The sequence below is a fragment of the Nocardia africana NBRC 100379 genome (genome assembly GCF_001612635.1).
Lineage (GTDB): Bacteria > Actinomycetota > Actinomycetes > Mycobacteriales > Mycobacteriaceae > Nocardia > Nocardia africana.
The window spans coordinates 80,211-101,759 of record NZ_BDAV01000002.1; the positions used below are offsets into that span (position 1 = coordinate 80,211).

At 69.8% G+C, this 21,549-nt stretch carries 6 protein-coding genes; 2 read left to right on the forward strand and 4 right to left on the reverse strand.

Going from position 1 to position 21,549, the window contains the following annotated elements; translation table 11 throughout:
* The first annotated feature begins 264 nt into the window (after nt 1–264).
* Nucleotides 265–681: a hypothetical protein gene (locus NA3_RS01960; RefSeq protein ID WP_062961862.1), complete on the forward strand. Its 417-nt coding sequence runs from the start codon at nt 265–267 to the stop codon at nt 679–681.
* A gap of 27 nt (nt 682–708) precedes the next feature.
* Here the strand turns inward: NA3_RS01960 and NA3_RS01965 are convergent, their stop codons facing one another.
* Entirely contained in the window at nt 709–1,083 is a 375-nt protein-coding gene (locus NA3_RS01965; RefSeq protein WP_062961863.1) for a MerR family transcriptional regulator, read from the reverse strand.
* A 65-nt stretch (nt 1,084–1,148) separates the two neighbouring features.
* On the opposite strand from NA3_RS01965, the gene NA3_RS01970 reads away from it, so the two are divergent.
* Nucleotides 1,149–2,015 carry a polysaccharide deacetylase family protein gene (locus NA3_RS01970; RefSeq protein ID WP_062961864.1) on the forward strand — a complete coding sequence of 289 codons (867 nt, stop codon included), beginning with the start codon at nt 1,149–1,151 and terminating at the stop codon, nt 2,013–2,015.
* Between the two features lie 6 nt (nt 2,016–2,021).
* On the opposite strand, the gene NA3_RS01975 is transcribed toward NA3_RS01970, so the two are convergent.
* The 3 genes from NA3_RS01975 to NA3_RS01985 form a co-directional block, all read right to left on the reverse strand.
* Nucleotides 2,022–3,269 (reverse strand): Nramp family divalent metal transporter, encoded by a 1,248-nt coding sequence (locus NA3_RS01975; RefSeq protein ID WP_062961865.1) that lies wholly within the window; start codon nt 3,267–3,269, stop codon nt 2,022–2,024.
* Nucleotides 3,270–3,382: 113 nt separating this feature from the next.
* The gene (locus NA3_RS01980) at nt 3,383–4,411 is read right to left on the reverse strand and encodes an alpha/beta hydrolase (protein ID WP_062961866.1); all 1,029 of its coding nucleotides are present in this window, start codon (nt 4,409–4,411) and stop codon (nt 3,383–3,385) included.
* A 195-nt stretch (nt 4,412–4,606) separates the two neighbouring features.
* The gene (locus NA3_RS01985; RefSeq protein ID WP_439956163.1) at nt 4,607–21,517 is read right to left on the reverse strand and encodes a non-ribosomal peptide synthetase; all 16,911 of its coding nucleotides are present in this window, start codon (nt 21,515–21,517) and stop codon (nt 4,607–4,609) included.
* Nucleotides 21,518–21,549 lie beyond the last annotated feature (32 nt).

The window sequence follows — 21,549 nt, forward strand, 5'->3', positions numbered from 1 at the left end:
GATTGTCTACTCATTTGACTTGCAATTGTCCAATGAGTAGACAATACTGGTGATCAGCGAACAGCCGACCCGGACGATCCTCCACGAGCTCATCCGTTCGGGATGGAGCCGTAGGCGCCAGGGCAAGGGCAGTCACAGCGTGTGGCAGTGCCCGGCCTGGGCACATTCGGTCACTGTTCCGGATGGGCATACGACGATCCGAGCCGGCGTGGTGCGCAGCATCCGGAAGGCGATCGACGGCTGCAGTTGTCGAGAGGAGACGCGATGAGATACGAGGCACACGTGACCGGTCGAGAGGGCCGGTGGTGGGCGGTGACCATTCCCGCGCTCGGCGAGGACGCACAGACCCAGGCTCGGAGGCTCGACGACGTCGCGGACGAAGCACGGGACTATGTCACCGTGACCCTCGACGTGGCCCCCTCCACGATCGATATCGAGGTCGTGATCGATGACCTCGGTGGCGTGCGCAATATCAACGAACGCGCCGCGCGTATCCGCGCCGGGCGGGCGGAAATCGAGCGCATCGAGCGGGAGAACCAAGCCGAGGCGCAGGCGCTGGCCGTCGAGCTCGCCGAGCAGGGAATTCCCTTGCGAGACATCGCAAGTCTGACCGGATACACCTTCCAGCGGATCGGGCAGATGACGGCATCCAAGGCACGTGAGCGGGCCCAGGCGAGCTGAGTCCGCCGATACGTGCCGAGAGCCGGTCTACGACGCCGTGCGGGCGCAGCCGCGCAGTTCGCCGATGTAGGCGGTCATGGCGTCGCGGTTGCGGGCGAGCAGGTCGATGCGCTGGGTCAGGCGGTCGCGCTGATGTTCGAGGGCGGCGATGATCTCCGGTGTGGCATCGGCGAAATGGATGTCGCGCGGGTCGTCCAGACAGGGCAGGATCTGCTTGATGATCCGGGTGGGCAGGCCCGCGTCCAGGAGCCCGCGGATGTGCAGGACCTGATCGACCAGGCGCTCGTCGTAGTCGCGATAGCCGTTGGCGCAGCGGCGCACCCGGATCAGCCCTTGCTCCTCGTAGTAGCGCAACAGCCGCCGGGAGGTATCGGTCCGCGCCGCCAACTCACCGATTCGCATATGCTCTACCTCACAACGACTTTCGGTTGACCTTCACATCTGTGTCAAGGTTCGACGATACCGGCATGAGCACGGACATCACACTGTACGACTACTCCCCGATCACCGAGCGCGAGCCGATCCACTGGCCCGAGGGTAAACGCGTCGCGTTCTACGTCGGCCTCAATATCGAACACTTCTACGTCGACCTGCCGGGTACCGCGACCTACGAGGGCACCACCGCGCTGACGCCGGACGCGCTGAACTACGGCTGGCGCGACTACGGCCCGCGGGTGGGCATCTGGCGCCAGATCCAGTTGCTCGACAAGTACGGAATTCGGGCCAGCGCGCTGCTGAATTCCGATGTGGGCGAACGGTATCCGCAGATCATCGCGGCCGGGAAGGAGCGCGGCTGGGATTGGCTCGCACACGGCAGCAGCAACAGCCATCTGCACACCGGACTGTCGCTGGAGCAGGAGCGCCGAGTTCTGACCGATATCGTCACGACCATCGAGAAGACCACCGGCCGCCGGCCGCGGGGCTGGATGGGGCCCGGCCTCACCGAAACCTTCCACACGCCCCAGCTACTGGCCGAACTGGGATTGGAATACGTCCTCGACTGGACCAACGACGATCAGCCCTATCGGCTGAATGTGCCCGGGCTGCTGAGTGTTCCGTATTCGGTGGAACTGAACGACATCGGCATCTTCGTCACCAAGGGCCTCACCGGCCCCGATTTCGTCCGCATGGTCCGCGACCAACTCGACCAGCTCTACGCCGACTCCGCCGACAGCGGGCGGGTGCTGGCGCTGGCCCTGCATCCGTTCGTCACCGGTCAGGCGTTCCGGCACCGCTACCTGGACGAGGCGCTCGAATACGTGGTGAACCATCCGGGCGTATGGGTGACCACCAGCGACGAGATCGCGGCGCATTACCGACGGACGACGGCGTGACGGCCGCTATCGGCCGGCCACGGTCAGATAGATCAGCAGCAGGTTCAGCGCGCTGATCACCGCGGCGATCAGCCACGCGGCCACGGTGGTCGCCCGACGATTGGCGTCCGCGCCCATCAGGACACGATCACCGGTGAACCGCACCAGCGGGATCAACGCGAACGGGATGCCGAAGGACAGCACCACCTGCGAGACGATCAGCGCTCGGGTCGGGTCCACGCCGGCGGCGAGGATGAGCAGAGCGGGAATCAGGGTGACGACGCGGCGCAGCAGCAGCGGCACCTTGCGGCGCAGCAGCCCGTCCATGATCATCGCGCCGGCGTAGGCGCCCACCGAGGTGGACGCCAGGCCGGAGGCCAGCAGGGCCACGGCCAGCAGCAGCGCGGCCCAGGGACCGAGAGCGTCGCGGACCGCGGCGTGGGCGGACTCGATCGAGTCGACATCGCGGCCGCCGAGCGTGGCGGCGGCCATCAGCAGCATCGCCAGATTGACCGCACCGGCGATGATCATCGCCAGGCCGACATCCATCCGGGTCGCGCGCAACAGGCGACTGCGGCGCGGGCCCGGCTCGGTGCGGCCGTGCCGGTCCCGGGTCAGGCCGGAGTGCAGATAAATAGCGTGCGGCATGACCGTGGCGCCGATCATCGCGGCGGCGAGCAGGACGCTCTGCGAACCGTCGAAACGCGGCACCAGTCCGCCGGCCACCCCGGAGGGCGAGGGCGGCGAGATCACCACACCGGCCAAAAACCCGATCGCGATCACCGCCAGCATGCCGATGATCACCCGCTCGAACGGCTGCTGCCCGCGGCGGTTCTGCACGGCCAGCAGGGCCATCGACACCACACCGGTGATCACACCGCCGAGCAGCAGCGGCAGGCCGAACAGCAGCTTCAAGGCGATCGCGCCACCGACGACTTCGGCGAGATCGGTTGCCATCGCGGTCAATTCGGCCTGCCCCCAATAGGCCAGCCGGACCGGGCGCCCCGCTCGTTCGCGCACGATCTGCGGTAGCGAGCGGCCGGTCACCACGCCCAGTTTCGCCGACAGATACTGCACCAGCGCGGCCATCACATTCGCCATGACGACCACCCACACCAGAAGGTAGCCGTACTGCGCGCCGGCGCTGATGTTGGAGGCCACATTTCCGGGATCGACATAGGCGATCGCCGCCACGAAAGCCGGGCCCAGCAGAACCGCGAGCGAACGCAGCCGATTCCGGCTTCCCGGCCCGGTCTCGACGGTGATCGCATTCATGAAAAATAGTTTACGGGCAACCGAACTTTTTAGTGAGCCAGCCCCCGGAAAACGGCGAATCCGCCCCGATCGCGGCGGCGATCGAGGCGGATTCGGTGGTTCGTTCGGGGCGGTCAGATGCCCAGACCGCGGGCCAGCACCGGCCACGAGTCGAGGAAGTCGTCGTGCCAGTAGCCCCACGAGTGGGTGCCGGAGTTACGGAAGTTGTAGGTCGCCGGAATGTTCAGCGAGTCCAGCTTCGTCTGCAGGTTGTGGCTGCAGTAGTTGGTCGCGGCCTCGATGACGCCGCCGATGACGAGCTGGTTACCCAGGCCGTAGGCGCCGGGCAGGGCGTACGGGCCGTTGAGGGTGTCCCACTGGCCGGGCAGGCCGTTACCCGAGGAGATGTACAGGTTCGCGCCGCGCAGCTGATCGGCGTGCAGCAGCGGGTCGTTGTCCTGCCAGGCCGGGTTGTCGTCCTCGCCGTACATGTTGCGCACGTCGCCGCCGCCCCAGGTGTTGACGGTGAGCTTCACCGCTTCGCGGCCGACCTCGGTGCTGCTCTCCGCGCAGCCGGAGTAGGCGGCCACCGACTTGTACAGACCCGGCTTGGCGATCGCCAGGTTCAGCACCGAGGTGCCCGAAGTCGACAGGCCCGCAATGGCATTGACGCCGTTGGTGCCCAGCGCGCCGTCGATCAGCGGAGGCAGCTCCTCGGTGAAGAAGGTCTTCCACTTGTTACGGCCCAGGCTCGGGTCGTCCTTCAGCCAGTCGGTGTAGTAGCTCCACTTACCGCCGATGGGCTGCACGACGTTGACGTTCTTGTCGGACAGGAAGCCGTTGACGATGTCGGTCTTCTTCTGCCACGACGCGTCGTCCTCGCCGCCGCCCGCGCCGTTGAGCAGATACAGGGTCGGGCGCGGCACCGACGCGTCGGCGGGGCGCTGCACATCGACCGGGAAGGTGCGGTTCATCGCCGCCGAGTGGACGTACAGCCGGATGCTGCGGTCGTCCTTGTAGGTGGCCTTCTCGATACGCGATCCGTCGGGCGACTGCGGGTCGGCCAACAGAGACTTCGAGGCGATGACCGGATCGTCCGCCGAGGCGGACGTTGCGCCGACTCCGGCCACGACGCCTGTGAGGACCCCGGTGGCCGCGAGCACGGCAGCAGCTCTCAGGCCACTACGCCGGAAGTGTCGACGAATCAATGTTCACACCTTCGCTATCTGCTCGAATTCGGTTTCAGCTCTTCCGCGGGGCGCCCGGCGAGGCGCCACCCGGACGGTCGAGATTTCGCCCGACCCTACGGCCTGTCTAGTCGTCTGACCAGACCGGTCCGTTACGTATGCGCCGCCCCATCATGCCGGAGACGACCCGTCCGGGCGAGGACCGGCCCCGCGCGCCAGCACTCGTGCCAGCACCGGGCCGAGTTCGGCCAGCGCGGGCGGCGAGGTCATCTGGTCGTGCGATACGCCGATCCGGTGATCGGCGATCTCGCCCTCGACGTAGGGCCGCCAGTTCTGCGCCGCCGTTTCGTGTCCGGCCGCGCTGAAATAGTCCAGGCGGCCGCGATATACGTCCGGACGATGGTCGGCGATCAACTCCGCCGACCGCACCGCGCTGCGGTAGATGCGGCGTACCCGGTCCGGCGTCAGCACGGCCATATCCGGCGGGATGGTGGCGTGCAGGGCGGCCACCGCCTCGTCGCTGAGGTCGTGGATGTCGCCGTTGCCGACCAGGGCCTCGGCGCCGATACCGATCTCCGCCAGCGCTTCCCGGATCGCGGTCCGGAAATCGGCGACGTCGATCTCGGCGTGGCTGTCGAGCATGCTCACCGAGCCGACCTGCTCACCCGCCGCCTGCAGAGTGGTCGCGACGGCATGGGCCAGCACACCGCCCAGCGACCAGCCGAGCAGGTGATACGGGCCGTGCGGCTGCACCGCGCGAATCTCGGCGACGTAGCGATCGGCCATCTCCTGCAACGATTCCGGCAGGTAGCCGTCCTCCGACAGTGCCGGCGACTGCAGGCCCAGAATCGGCCGGTCCGCGACGTACTGGGTCAGACCCGCGTAGCACCAGGACAATCCGTACATCGGGTGGATGCAGAACAGCGTCTCACCCTCGCCCTGCGCCCGGATCGGCAGCAGCACACCCAGTGCCGCATCCGATTCCAGGTCGTAGTCGTGCTCGTCGCTCATCGCCGCGACGATGCGCTGCGCGAGCGCGGCGACGGTGGATCCGAGGAAGAACCACTGCACCCGGACCTCGACGCCGGTGAGCGTGCGCAACCGGCTCACCGCGCGGGTCGCGACCAGGGAGTTGCCGCCCAGATCGAAGAAGTCGTCGTCCAGGCCGACCCGGTCGGCGCCCAGCACCTCGGCGAAGACCCCGGCGATCGCCTCCTCCAGCGGTGTCGACGGCGCCCGGTAGGGGCGTCCGGAGAACTGCGGCACCGGCAGCGCCTTGCGATCGAGTTTGCCGCTGGCATTGAGCGGCAGCGCGTCGAGCACCACCACGGCCGCCGGAATCATGTACGCGGGCAACGATTCCCGCGCGTAGGCCAGCAGCTCGGACTCCTCGATCGTGCCCGCGTCGGGCACCACGTAGGCGACCAGGCGGTCCCCCGACGAGCTGCGCACCAGCGACACCACCGCGTGCCGCACCGGCGCGAAGCCCGCCAGCACCGCCTCGATCTCCCCGAGCTCGATGCGCTGACCACGCAGTTTGATCTGGAAATCGCTGCGGCCCAGATATTCCAGCGCGGCGCCGGCGGGGGTGTCGCGCCAGCGCACGATATCGCCGGTGCGGTAGAGCCGCTGCCCGCCCTCGTGGGCGACGAACCGTTCGGCGGTCAGCGCGGGTGCGCCGAGATACCCACGGGCCAGCTGCACACCGGCGACGTAGAGCTCGCCGGGCGAGCCCGGCGGCACCGGCCGCAGCTGCCGATCCAGCACGTATACCCGGGTGTTGGCGACCGGTGTGCCGATCGGAACGGCAACACCGTCGGCGTCCCCGGCGGGCCAGGCGGTGACCACGGTGGCCTCGGCCGGGCCGTACCAGTTCACCAGTTCGGCTTCCCCGAGGGTGGCGCCGAATCGCTGCGCCGTCTCCGCCGACAGCGCCTCACCGGCGGCGAACACCCGTCGCAGCGACGGATAACCGCGCGTCACCGCCGCATTCGCGGCCGGATCCAGGAACGCGTCCAGCATGGAGGGCACGAAGTGCACCGTGCTCACCGAGCGCTGTTCGATCACCTGCGACAGATACGCCGGGTCGCGGTGGCCGTCCGGCTCGGCGATCACGATCGCCGCACCGGTCTGCAACGGCCAGAACAACTCCCACGTCGAGATGTCGAAGGTGATCGGCGTCTTGTGCAGGACGACGTCGCCGGTGTCGTGCGGATAGGTCCGCTGCGCCCACCGGAACTGGTTGGTCATCTGCCGGTGCGTGATCACCACACCCTTCGGCCGGCCGGTCGAGCCGGAGGTGTGGATGACATAGGCCACCGCATCCGGATGGACGTACGGGAACCGCAGCGCCGCAACGGATTCCGGCTCGCCGTCCAATCCGGAGATGTCGACGACCGGGACCCCGCTGTCGGTGGCGAAGCCGTCGCGGCCCGTGGTCAGCACACACACCGGACGGGCGTTGGCCAGCACGAACTCGTTGCGCTCGGCCGGGTGATCCGGGTCGACGGGGACATAACCCGCACCCGTCCGCAGCACCGCGTAGATGCCGACCACCAGATCGATCGACCGCCGCATGGCCACGGCCACCAGCGAATTCGGTTCCACTCCCCGGCCGATCAGTTCGGCGGCGAGGGCGCGCGAGCGCAGATCCAGTTCGCGGTAGCTCAGCGTCACGTCGCCGAAGTGCAGCGCCGGCGCCTGCGGGGTGCGGGCCACCTGCTCGTCGAACAGGCTCAGCAGCGTCGCCTGATCGCGCAGCTGCGGCACATCGGTGGCGTTGCGGGCCTCCAGTGCGGCGCGCTCGCCGTCGAGCAGTGCGTCGACATCGGCGACCCGGGCCTGTGGCGTATCGGTGAAGCGGCCGATGAGCGCCGCGAGCCGCTGCGACAGCGCCTGCGCCGCCGCCTCGTCGAAGACGTCGCGCAGATACTTCAGGCTGATCCGGAGCTGGTTGTCCAGCACCACGATCACCGTCACCGGATAGTGCGTGCCGTTGACCGCGCCGATGCCGGTGACGTGCATACCGTCGATCGAGCCGACCCGGTCGAGTCCGTCGCGGTCGACCGGGAAGGATTCGAACACCACCAGCGAGTCGAACAGCCCTTCCACCCCGACGGCCTGCTGGATATCGCTCAGGCCCAGGTAGTGGAAGTCCAGCAGCGCGGCCTGTTCGGCCTGCAACTGGCTCAGCAGGCCGGCCAGCGTGTCGGTGGCGCCCAGGCGCACCCGCACCGGAATGGCGTTGAGGAACAACCCGACCATCGTCTCCACACCCGGCAGTGCGGGCGGGCGCCCGGAGACCGTGGCGCCGAAGACGACGTCGTCGCGATCGATGCTGCGGCCGATGAGCAGACCCCACGCCGCCTGCACCACGGTGTTGACCGTGACACCGAGCCGGGCGGCGAGCCGGGTCAGCTCGGTGGTGTCGGCGACCGACAGCTCGAAGCCGATCTCACCCACACCCGCGGAGATCTGACGGCTCGGGTCGACCGGTGCCAGCGGCGTCGGCTCGGTGATCCCGTCCAGCGCGCGCTGCCACTGCGCCCGCGCGGCCGCCGGATCCTGCGCGATCAACCAGCGCAGATAGTCACCGTAGGACCCGGCCGGCGGCAGCTGCCGCGACCGTGCGCCCACCGCGTACAGCGTGAGCAGATCCTGCATGAGCAGCGGTGTCGACCAGCCGTCGATGAGGATGTGGTGGCTGGTGACGAGCAGCCGGTAGGAGTCGGCGCCGAGTCGGAACAGGGTGAACCGCAGCAGCGGCGCCCGGTCCATCGCGAACCGCCGGCCGTAGTCGAGTTCACACATCCGGACCGCCTCCGCCTCGGCGGCCTCGGGCGCCAGATGGCTGAGATCGATACTGCGCCACGGTACCTCGACGCGATCGAGCACCACCTGCACCGGATTCCCGGTGGCGTCGGCGGCGAAGGCGACCCGCAGATTGTCGTGCCGGTCCAGCACGGCCTGCGCGGCCGCGCGCAGCCGCCGCTCGTCCACCGCACCGCCCAGATCCAGGGTGAACTGGGTGATGTAGACGTCGGTCGAGGTGTCGGCCAGCAGGGCGTGGAACAGCATGCCCGACTGCAGCGGCGTCACCGGCCAGACATCGGCCAGATCCGGGTAGTCCTGCGACAACTTCGCGACATCGGCGGCGTCCAGGCGGACCAGCTCGAAGTCGGAAACGGTGAAACCACCGGCGTCGGCATGGGTTCCGTGCTCGGCGAGACCGCCCAGCGCCCGCACCCACAGCCCGGCGAACTCCTTCACCTGGTCGACGGTGAAAACGGCTGCCGCGTAATCGAATCGCGCCAGCAGCCCGTCCTCGGTGGCGTCGACGGTGATGTCGAGCAGCAGATCGGCCGCGGGCAGGTGCGGATACGGCCGGGCCGGACGCAGATCGCGGTAGCGGAACGCGGTGCGGCCCTGCGGGGCCGCGGCCAGCGCGGGCGCGGTGTCGGCGTTGAGATACCGCAGCAGACCGTAGCCGACACCCGAATCGGGCACCCCGCGCCGCAACTCCTTGATCTGCGCGATGGCGTCGCCCGCGGCGCGGTTACCGAGCAGCGCCTGCTCGACGTCGATACCGGTGAGGCCGACCAGCAGCGGATAGGTCGAGGTGAAACCACCGACAGTACCGGCGGATTCGGCACCGGCGACCGTACGGCCGTCGGCCGCCAACCGCACCACGGTGCCGATCAGATCACCGGCATCGGCACGGGCGCCCCGCTCCTGCGCCAGCGCGAAGGCGGTGAGCAGCACATCCTCGATGGTGGCGTGATAGGCGTGCGCGACCGCGTCCACGGCGGCCGCGCCCTCGGCGGTGATGACCAGCGAGACCCGCCCGCGCGCCGTGAGATCGATGCCCTCGACCGGCGCATCGGCGGGCGCGGAGGCGAGATGCCGCTGCCACCAGTCGAGCTGGGCCACGGTCTCGGGCGCTACGGCACTCGCGGCGAGCGCGCGACCGACGCCCAGCGGACCGGCGTCGACGGCCGCGGGCGCGGAATGCCCGCCCGCCCACGACTCGGACAACTCGTCGACGACGATGCGCCAGGAGGTGTCGTCGACCACCAGACCGTTCGCCGCGACGACCAGACTCGTTGCGGCACCGGCGGATTCACCCGGCTCGGTGGGCGCGATGAGCGCGAAGGCGATGGTACGCCCGTCGGCCGGATCGAGCTCCTGCTTCAGCGATCGCACCGCCAGGTCGACGGCGTCGGGCCCGGGAACGAACTGCCGCAGGACCGCCGGGACCGGAGTTTCCGGAATCACCAGGGCGCCGGCCTCGAGATCGAGCCGGGCGGACAGTACGGCATGCCGTTCGAGGACACCCGTCACCGCCGCACGAATCCGCTCGGGATCGCAGTCGGCCGGAATATCGAGGGCGATCGCCCGGAGGTCGCGACCGGAGGGGTCGAGTTCCAGCGCGCGCATCGCGGCCGGCGGCAACGGCATCGGCCCGGACTGCTCGGCCGCGGCCGGCGCCTCGACGGTGGCCGCGCGGGCCAGTGCCTCGACCGTGCGCGCGGTGAACACGTCGCGCGGGGTGAAGTGCACACCGCGGGCCCGCGCCCGGGACACGACCTGGATGGAAACGATGCTGTCGCCGCCGAGGGCGAAGAAGTCGTCGTCCACGCCGACTCGATCGACGCCCAGCACCTCGCCGATCACCTCGGCGACCACCTGTTCGGTGGCGGTCTGCGGTGCGCGGTAGCGCTTGGCCTCCAGGACCGGTTCCGGCAGCGCCTTGCGATCGAGTTTGCCGACCGGGGTCAGCGGAATCTCGTCGAGGACCACGATCGCGGTCGGAACCATGTACTCCGGCAGCCGCGCGGCGAGTTCGGCGGTCAGCGCCTCGGCATCCAGCGGCACACCGGCGGCCGAGCGCACATACGAGACGAGAATCGTCGTGCCCGTGGCGGTGCGGTGCCCCACGGTGACCGCGAAGTCGACACCGGGCTGATCGATCAGCGCGCTGTCGATCTCGCCCAGTTCGATGCGCAGACCGCGGATCTTGACCTGGAAGTCGTTGCGGCCCACATATTCCACCACCGGTTCGCCGCGGCGCCAGCGCACCACGTCGCCGGTGCGGTAGAGCCGCTGCCCGGGCGGGCCGTACGGGTCGGCGACGAACCGGGCGGCGGTGAGGCCCGGCCGGTCGTGGTAACCACGGGCCAGCTGGATGCCGCCCAGATACAGTTCGCCCGCGACGCCTTCGGGCACCAGCCGCAGCCGAGAGTCGAGGATCAGCGCCCGCATGCCGCGGATCGGCCCGCCGATGGTCACCGCGTCACCGGGCGAGAGCGGATCGCTGATGTTGGTCATGATCGTGGTCTCGGTGGGGCCGTACCCGTTGTGGAACCGGCGGCCCGAACCGTCCGGCGCGCCACCCCATTTCGCGACCAGATCGGCCGGCACGGCCTCACCGCCGGCGACGATGACCTGCATCGAGGCCAGCGCGTCCGATTCCAGCGAGGCCAGCACCGACGGGGTGAGGAAGGCATGCGTGACCCGCTGTTCGCGGATCACCTCGGCCAGTTCCTCACCGCCGAAGGTTCGTGGCGGCACGATCACCAGCGCCCCGCACGCGCCGATGGCCAGCAACAGCTCCAGCATCGAGGCGTCGAAGGACGGCGAGGCGAACGCCAGCGCCCGCGAATCGCGATCCAGCCGGTAGCGCTCCCGCTGTTCGGCGCTGAAGTTCGCCAGGCCCGCGTGGGTGACCACGACGCCCTTGGGCAGACCGGTCGAACCCGAGGTGTAGATGAGGTAGGCGGTGTTGTCCGGGCGCAGCGGGACCGGTCGTTCGGCATCGGAAATCGGTGCGCCGGACAGGGAATCGACCTCGTAGGCGAAAGCGGGATCGTCCAGCACGATCCAGCCGCCCGCGGTGTCCGGCAGGTTCGCGACCTCGGCCCGCACGGTGACTCCGAAATCCGCGCGGCAGTCGGCGACCATGTGCGCGATGCGGTCGTACGGATAGGTCGGGTCGATCGGCACGAACGCCGCACCCGACTTGGCCACCGACCACAGCGCCACCACACCCTCGAGCGAGCGCGGAATGGCCACCGCCACATGCTTGTCCGGCCCGGCACCCAGTTCGATGAGCCGGCGGGCCAGTTTGGTCGACGCCAGATCCAGCTGGGCATAGGTGAACGCGCGTCCGCCCACGACCACCGCGGGACCGTCCGGATTCGCCGCGACCGCGGCCGCCATCAGATCCGGCAGCGTGGCGGGCGGGACCGCGGGCAGCCCGGTGCGGGCGGCGAGATCCTCGCTCTCGGAGCCGACCAGGATGTCGAGATCGCCGACCGCGATATCGGCGTCGTGCGCCACCGCGGCGAGGATCCGGCCCAGCCGCCGGCCGAAGTCGACGACCGTGTCCCGGTCGAAAAGATCGGTGGCGTAGGTGAACTCGCCGAAGATCCCGGCCTCACCGCCGGATCCGGTGCGCTGTTCGCGCAGCGTCAGCAGCAGATCGAATTTCGCGGTGTCGGCGGCCGGGTCCAGCGCGGTGAAGCTCAGGCCCGGCAGTTCGAAACTGGTGGCGGCCAGATTCTCGAACGACAGCGCCACCTGGAACAGCGGATGCCGGGCGGTGGAGCGCTCCGGGTCCAGCGCCTCGACCAGCCGCTCGAACGGCACGTCGGCATGGGCGAAGGCACGCAGATCGGTTTCCCGGTTGTCGGCCAGCAGTTCGGCGAAACTGCTGCCCGGCCGCACCCGGCTGCGCAGGACCAGGGTGTTGACGAACATGCCGATCAGATCGTCGAGTTCGGCCTCACCGCGGCCCGCGATGGGCGCACCGATGGCGATGTCCTCGGTGCCCGACATGCGGGCCAGGAAGACCGCCAGGGCGGTGTGCACCACCATGAACACGGTGGAATTGTGCCGCTGCGCCAGTGCGGTGAGACCCGCGTGCACCTGCGAATCGACGGCGAAGTCGACCTTGGCGCCGGCGAAGCTCTGCACCGCGGGCCGCGGCCGGTCCGCGGGCAACCGCAGCTCGTCCGGCAGGTCGGCGAGTTCGCTTGTCCAATAAGACAATTGGGCGCTGACCAGGGATTCCGGATCGTCCTCGGCGCCCAGTGCGGCGCGCTGCCACAGCGCGTAATCGGCGTACTGGATCGGCAGCGGCGCCCACGACGGCGCCTGTCCGGCGGCCCGGGCCACATACGCGGTCATCAGATCCCGGGTCAGCGGGCCCATCGACCAGCCGTCGGCCGCGATGTGGTGGGCGACGAAGACGAGGACGAACTCGCTCGCCGAGAGCTGGAACAACCGGATCCGGAACGGGATCTCGGTGGTCACGTCGAATCCGCTCGCGACCTGGTGTCCCACCTCGTGGGCCACCCGCTCCTCACCGATCTGCACCGGTTCCAGATCGATGGTCACCGCGCTCGGCGCCAGCACCTGCTGCACCGCGCCGCCGGACTCGGTTTCCGGATAGATGGTCCGCAGCACCTCGTGCCGGGCCACCAGATCCGCGACCGCCTGCCGCAGCGCGACCACATCGAGCGCACCGGACAGCCGGATGGCGACCGGGATGTTGTACACCGTTGCGGCGGTGTCGAACTGGTTGAGGAACCACATCCGCTGCTGAGCGTAGGACAGCGGAACGGCGTCCGGGCGCGGACCGGCGACCAGCGGCAGTCGCGGCCGCTCGGTTCCGGTGCGCTCCACCCGGGCGGCCAGTGCGCCCACAGTGGCCGCCTCGAACAGCGCGCGCACCGGCACGCGGACCTCGAGCGCGGCGCCGATCCGCGCGGCCACCTGCGTGGCCAGCAGCGAGTTACCGCCGAGGGCGAAGAAGTCGTCGTCCAGCCCGACCCGGTCGATACCCAGCACCTCGGCGAAGGTGCCGGCCACGATCTCCTCCACCGGAGTCGAGGGCGCACGGAAGGCGGTGGTCTCGAATTCCGGTTCCGGCAGCGCCTTCCGGTCGAGTTTGCCGTTCACGGTGAGCGGCAGCGCGTCGAGCACCACGAAGGCCGCGGGCACCATGTAGTTCGGCAGCGCCGCGGCGAGTGCCGACTTCACCTGCGCCACATCGAGTTCCCGGTCCGCGGAGACCAGATACGCGACCAGCCGATCGCCGGTGCGCGGGTCGGACTTCGCCACCACGACCGCCTGGGCGAGCTGCGGCAGGCGCAGCAGCGCCGCCTCGATCTCTCCCAGTTCGATGCGGAAACCGCGCACCTTGACCTGGAAGTCGGTGCGGCCGCGATATTCCAGCTCCCCGTTCGCCGTCCAGGCCACCAGGTCGCCGGTGCGGTACATGCGCGCGCCGCCCTCGCCGAACGGATCGGCCACGAAGCGGTCCGCGGTCAGATCCGCCCGGCCGAAATAGCCGCGAGCCAGCTGCGCACCGGCCAGATACAGCTCACCGGAAACGCCCACCGGCACCGGATGCAGGCGCGAATCCAGCACGTACACACTGCTGTTCCACTCGGGTGCGCCGATCGGCACCGACAGCTCGTCGGCCGCGCCGACGCGGTGCGCGGTGATCGAGACCGCGGCCTCGGTCGGACCGTACAGGTTGTACAGCTCGACCTCGGGATGGGCGGCGGCGAACCGCTGCGCCAGCGCCGCGGGCAGCGCCTCACCGATGGCGAGGACTCGCCGCAGCGGGCTGGTCACCTCCGGCACGGTATTCGTCCGGGCCTCGGTGAGCAGTGCGTCCAGCATCGACGGCACCACATGCAGGGTGGTGACGCCGCTGCGCCGGATCAGATCGTTCAGATAGGCCGGATCGCGATGTCCGTCCGGCGCGGCGATCACCAGGCGTCCGCCCGAGGCCGCCGCGGACCAGAACTCCCAGACCGACAGGTCGAAGGTCGCGGCGGTTTTCAGCAGGACCGCGTCGTCGGCGCCGAGATCGAATTCGGCGGTCTTCCAGACCAATTGGTTGACGATCGCGCCGTGCGGCACCGCGACGCCCTTGGGGCGGCCGGTCGAACCGGAGGTGAAGATGACGTAGGCCGTGTGCTGCGCCAGCAGCGGTGCGATCCGGTCGGCGTCGGTGACGGGCCGCGCGGACAGACCGGACAGATCCACTTCGTCGAGGCGCACGACGCCCTCGCGCGCCGCGGACCGGCCGGAATCGGCCAGCGCGGGCATCGACTGCGAGCGCCCGCGCCAATCCCGGGTGGCCGCAGCCGTTGCCGAGGGCGCGCTGCGTCCGGGCAGGTCCGGAATGTCCGAGGTGGTCAGCACGCACACCGGGTCGGCGGAATCGAGGATGTAGCCGACGCGTTCGGCGGGCTGATCCGGATCGACCGGCACGTACGCGCCGCCGGCCACCGAGACCGCGTACATCGCGACCACCAGATCGACCCCGCGCCGCAGGGCCAGCGCGACCCGGGCTTCCGGGCCGACACCGAGCGAGATCAGATGCCGGGCAAGGCGTTGGACGCGCTCGCCGAGTTCGCCGTAGGTGAGCTCGGCAGGCGTACCGCCGAACTGCTCGTCGGCATCGGCCGTGAGCGCCACGGCGTGCGGCCGCGCGGCGATCGTCGCCGCCAGCAGTTCCGGCAGCGTCGCGGCAGCGACCGGATGCGACGCGCCGGTCGCGGCACGCTCCAGCTCGGCCCGCTCGGCCGCGGTCAGGATGTCGAGGTCGCCGACCGGGGTACCGGCGTCGGCGACCACACCGGCCAGCAGCAGCGACAGCCGCTCGACGATCGATGCGGCGGTGGCGGCGTCGAACAGGTCCGTGGCGTAGGTGAGGAAACCGCCGATGCCGGCGGGATTTCCGTGCGCGTCGTACGCGTCGGCCACGATCAGATGCAGGTCGAACTGCGAGACGTCCAGATCGGCGTCCACCCCGGCGACGCTCAATCCGGGTAGTTCCAGTTCGGTGCGCGCCACGTTCTGGAACGACAGGCCCACCTGGAACAGCGGGTGATGCGCGGTGGAACGCGGCGGGTTGAGCACCTCGACCAGCCGCTCGAACGGAATGTCGGCGTGGGCGAAGGCCTGCAGATCGGTTTCGCGCTGGCGGGCCAGCAGTTCGGTGAACGGCTCGCCGCGCTCGACCCGGGTCCGGAAGACCACGGTGTTGACGAACATGCCGATCAGATCGTCGAGTTCGGCCTCACCGCGACCGGCGACCGGGCTGCCGACGGCGATGTCGTCGCCGCCCGACAGCCGCGCCAGCAGCAGCGCGAACGCCGAATGCACGACCATGAACAGCGTGGCGCCGTGGGCGCGGGCCAGGTCGACCAGGCCCGCGTGCACCTCGGGTTCGATCCGCACGTCCACGCGCGCACCGGCCAGTGTCGCCACCGGCGGACGGGGGCGATCGGTGGGCAGCTCCAGCACGTCCGGCAGGCCGGCCAGCTCACGCTGCCAGTACGAAATCTGCTGGGCGGCAATGGAATCCGATTGCGATTCCGATCCCAGAACGGCACGCTGCCAGAGCGCGTAATCGGCGTACTGCACGCGCAGCGGCGCCCAGTCCGGCGCCGCGCCGGAGGTGCGGGCGGCATAGGCGGTCATCACATCGCGCACCAGCGGGCCCATCGAGGACGCGTCGGCGGCGATGTGGTGAACCACCACGGCGAGCACGTATTCGCGTCGCGAACCGGGGGCGAGATCGGAGATCTCCAGCAGCCGGACCCGCAGTGGAACCTCGGACGTGACATCGAAAGGCGTTGCGGCCAGGCCGTATACCGCATCCGCGACCGCGGCGGTGGCGGTGCGTTCGGGCCGCAGGCCCAGCCGGGTGTCGGCCGGCAGGATCACCTGCACGGGCCCCTCGGGGGTCTCCGGGTAGACGGTGCGCAACACCTCGTGCCGTGCGACCACGTCGTCGAGGGCCTCGCCCAGCGCCTCCACATCCAGGCTGCCGGTCAGGCGCAGCGCGAACGGCAGGTTGTAGGCCGCCGAACCGGAATGCACGGCCTCTTCTGCGGTTTCGGCCTGGTCGAAGCGGTTGAGGAACCACATGCGCTGCTGCGCCAGCGAGAGCGGCAGCTGTTCCGGGCGTTCGATCGAACCCAGTTCCACGCCGCGCCGGATGTGGGTCTGGGAATCGAGGGTCGCCGCCAGTCCGGCCACCGTGGGCGTCTCGAACAGCGACCGCACCGGCACCCGGCCGCCGACCGCGGCGCCGAGCCGGGCCACCACCTGCGTGGCGATCAGCGAATTGCCGCCCAGGGCGAAGAAGTCGTCGTCCGCGCCGACCCGGTCCAGTCCGAGCACCGAGCCGAAGACCTCGGCGACGATCTCCTCCACCGGAGTACTCGGCGCCCGGAACTCGCGGCTGCTGAAGGTGGGTTCGGGCAGCGCCTTGCGGTCGAGTTTGCCGCTGGGATTGAGCGGGAAGGCGTCGAGAACCACCACGACCGCCGGAACCATGTAGGCCGGAAGCGAATCCGCCACGCCGGTGCGCAGGCGCTCGGGGTCGAGAGTGGCGCGCGGCTGTGCCACGACGTAGGCGACCAGTTGATCGCCCAGCGCCGAGCCCATCACCAGCGCCACCGCCTGGCTCACGCCCGGCAGCGCCAGCAGCGCCGTCTCGATCTCGCCCAATTCGATGCGCTGGCCGCGGAACTTCACCTGGAAGTCGGTGCGGCCGATGTAGTCGAGCCGGGCGGGCCGGGTCTCGTCGGCCTCGCGCCACAGCACCAGATCGCCGGTGCGGTACATCCGCTCGCCGTGGCCGAACGGGTTGGCCACGAACCGGTCCGCGGTCAGGTCCGGGCGGCGTACATAGCCGCGGGCCAGCTGATCACCCGCGAGATACAGCTCACCGGGCACGCCCACCGGCACCGGATGCAGGCGGCCGTCGAGCACGTAGACGCGAGTGTTCCACTGCGGCAGGCCGATCGGCACGCTCGGGCGGTCGTCCTCGCCGACCGGCCAGTACGTGACCGATACCGCGGCCTCGGTGGGTCCGTACAGGTTGTGGATGCGCGCATCGCACACCGCGTGCACGGCGTCGGCGGTCTCCGGCGGCAGGGCCTCGCCGATCACGAAGATGTCCTGCAGCGTCGGGCAGCTACCCGGCGCGATGTGCGCGGCGAAGACGGTGAGCATCGACGGGACGAAGTCGGTGACCGTAACACCATGCGCCGCAATCGTTTCCGCGACGTACAGCGGATCGCGATGGCCGTCGTGGGTGGCCACCACCAGCTCCGCACCCGCCCGCAGCGGCATGAAATAGCCCCACAGCGAGACGTCGAAGGTGGTCGCCGTCTTCTGCAGATAGACGTCGCCGCTGCCCAGCGGATACGCGGCCAGCATCCACTCGATCTGATTGTTGATCGCGGCGTGCGAGACCGCGACGCCCTTGGGCCGACCGGTGGAACCGGAGGTGAAGATGACGTAGGCCGGATGGTCCGGTCGCACCGGCGCGAGCAGTTCGCCGGGCCGGATGGGGCTCGGATCGAAGCGGCCGAGGTCCATGGTGTCCAGCCGCAGCACCGGAATCCGCGCGGGCACCGCGACCGTATCGGCGACGGTGGTCACGACGCAGACCGGCTGCGCGGTATCGAGAATGTGCGCGATGCGGTCCACCGGATGATCGGGATCCAGCGGCACGTACGCACCACCGGCCGCCACGATCGCGTACATGCCGATCACCAGATCCAGCGATCGGCGGATCGCCAGGCCGACCAGGGCGTCGGGGCCGACACCGCGCGAAATCAGCAGGCGGGCCAGCTGATTGACCTGCGCGTCGAATTCGGCGTAGGTCAGCTGCGCACCCTCGTAGGTGACCGCCACCGCGTCCGGATTGTGCAGTGCCGCCCGCCGGTAGCCGTCGAGCAGCAGTTCCGGTTCGACCCGATGCGCGGTGTCGTTCCAGTCCCGCAGGATTCGCAGCCGCTCGGCCGGATCGAGCAGTTCGATATCGCCCACGGCAGCCGCCGGATCGGCGGCGATGCCCTCCAGCACCCGCACCAGCCGGTCGGCGTAGGCGGCCACGGTCGGCTCGTCGAACAGATCCAGCGCGTAGGTGAACATGGCCGATACGCCGGCCGGGGCGCCCGCGTCGGTTCGCGGTACCGCGGTGAGCTGCAGATCGAATTTCGCCACCGCGCCGTCGAATTCGACCGTTTCGGCGACCAGCCCGGGCAGCCGCAGCTGCGGCTTCTGCATGTTCTGGAAGAACAGCGCGGCCTGGAACAGCGGATGATGCGCCTGCGAGCGCACCGGGTCGAGCACCTCCACCAGGCGCTCGAACGGCAGCTCGGCGTGGGAGAAGGCGCCCAGATCGGTGTCCTTCACCGCAGCCAGCAGTTGCTCGACCGTCGTCGCGGCGTCGATGCGGGTGCGCAGTACCAGCGTGTTGACGAACATGCCGACCAGCGCGTCGAGTTCGGCCTCACCGCGACCGGCGACCGGGGTGCCGATGGTGATGTCGTCGGTGCCGCTGGAGCGGGCCAGCAGGATCGCGAATGCCGCGTGCACCACCATGAACAGCGAGGTGCCGGTGCGCTGGGCGAGTTCCTCGAGCCGGGCGTGCAGCTCGGGCGCGATGTCGAAGGTGTATTCCGCGCCGCGCCCGGAAGCGATCTGCGGGCGCGGGCGATCCGCGGGCAGATCCAGCCGGTCCGGAATGCCGGCCAAGGTGGTACGCCAGTAGTCGATCTGCTGGGCCGCGAGCGAATCCGGATCGTTCTCGTCGCCGAGCAGCGCCCGTTGCCACAGCGCGTAGTCGGCGTACTGCACCGGCAGCGGCTGCCAGCTCGGCCGGGCGCTGTTGCGCCGGGCGAGGAACGCGGCCAGCAGATCGCGCATGAACGGCGCCACCGAGGCGCCGTCGGCGGCGATGTGATGGACCACCACCGCCACGACGTGGTCGTCGGGTGCCAGTTCGGCCACCGCGATGCGCAGCGGCACCTCGGCGGCCACGTCGAATCCGGCGAGCAGGTACCCGGCCAGCCACTGCGGCAGTTCGTCCTCGGTCACCGGCTTCGGAGCCAGATCCGGAATCGATTGCGCCGCGGGCAGAATCACCTGATGTCCGGCGCCGTCCGCGGACGGGTAGACGGTACGCAGCGTTTCGTGACGCTCGATGACGTCGGCGACGGCCGCCTGCAGCGCCTCCACGTTCAGCGCGCCGGTGAGCCGGATCGCGAACGGGATGTTGTTGGCCGCCGACTCCGGATCGAACTGATTGAGGAACCACATCCGCTGCTGGGCCAGCGAGAGCGGAATGCGTTCCGGACGCGGCATCGGCGCCAGCGCCAGGCGCCCGCCCGCACCCTTCAGCGGTTCCAGCCGCTGCGCCAATTCGGCGACCGTGGCCGCCTCGAACAGCAGCCGGGCCGGCACCCGCGCCGAGATCTGGGCGCCCAGGCGGCCCGCGACCTGAGTGGCGATCAGCGAGTTGCCGCCCAGTTCGAAGAAGTCGTCGTCGGCGCCCACCGGCCCCGGCGGGTCGAGCAGATCGGTGAAGACGGCCGCCACCATCTCCTCGAGCGCACCCGAGGGCGCGCGGAATTCGCGGGCGGCCAGGACGGGCTCCGGCAGCGCCGCGCGGTCCAGCTTGCCGACCGGGGTCAGCGGGATCGTGTCCAGGACCATGATCGTCGTCGGCACCATGTGGGCCGGAAGACTCTGTCCCGCATGCTCGCTCAGCTCGTCGGTGTCGACCTTCGCGCCGTCGGCGGCGTGCACGTACGACACGAGAATCGTCGCGCCGCTGTGCAGGGTGTGGCCGACGGTGACGGCGAAGTCGACCGAGTCGTGCGCGGCCAGCACCGCGTCGATCTCGCCCAGCTCGATCCGGAAACCACGGATCTTCACCTGGAAGTCGTTGCGGCCCAGATACTCCAGTTCGCCGGCGGCCGTCCAGCGCACCAGGTCGCCGGTGCGGTACAGCCGCGAACCGTTGGCGTCGAACGGGTTGGCGACGAAGCGGGCCGCGGTCAGGCCGGGGCGCAGGTGGTAGCCGCGCGCCACTTGCGCACCGGTGATGTACAACTCGCCGACCGCGCCGCGCGGAACCCGCGCGAGTTGGTCGTCGAGCACGTATTCGGTGATGCCGCGCACCGGCGCGCCGATGGTGACCGTCTCCCCCGGCACCAGCGGCGCGCTGATGTTGGTCATGATCGTGGTCTCGGTCGGGCCGTACCCGTTGTAGAACTCGCGGGTGCCGCCCTCGATCGCGATCGCCCAGCGCCGCACCAGTTCCGGCGGGCAGGCCTCACCACCGGCGACCACGACGCGCAGGTCGTCCAGCCCGGCCGGATCCACCGAGGCCAGGGCCGCGGGCGTGACGAAGGCGTGGGTGACCCGTTCGCGCCGCAGCAGATTCGCCAATTCGTCGCCACCGAGCACCGACGGCGAGGCCACCACCATGGCGGCCGCACCGCCGATGGCCAGCAGCAGTTCCAGCACCGAGGCGTCGAACGAGGGCGATGCGAAATGCAGGGTGCGCGAGTCGCTTCCGACCCGGTATCGCTCGCGCTGTTCATCGCAGAAACTCGACAGCCCGGCCTGGGTGACCACGACACCCTTCGGCTTGCCGGTCGAGCCGGAGGTGTAGATCACATAGGCCGGATGTTCGGCGCGCAACGGCCGCAACCGATCGGCGTAGGTGACCGGATCGCCGGAGAACTCCTCGAGCCGCGCGGCGACATCACCGGCGTCGACGGTCAGCCACTCCACCGAATCGGGCAGGTCCATCCGCACCGGCGACACCGTCAGGCCGAGTTTCGCACCGGAGTCGGAGACCATGTGCGCGACGCGGTCGGCGGGATAGTTCGGATCCACGGGTACGAATCCGGCACCGGTCTTGGCGACCGCCCACACCGCGACCACCGATTCGACCGAGCGCGGAATACCGACGGCGACCAGGTCCTCCGGGCCGATGCCACGGGCGATGAGCAGCCGGGCCAGCCGGGTCGAACGCTCGTCGAGCTCGGCATAACCGAGCTCGGCCAGCGTGGCGGTGGCATCGGCGAACACGAGAGCCGTACCGGTCGGGTCGGCCTCGACCGCGGTGGCCATGAGCTGGGGCAGGGTGGTGACGCGTGGCCGGCGAGTGCGTGTCGGCCGGACCCGAGCGGGGCGCGTCATGCCGTCACTTCCAGCGCGTACTGTCCGCTGACCACCCGTACCACCTATCTCATCCTGCCTGTCGTCGCCGCATGCGCCTG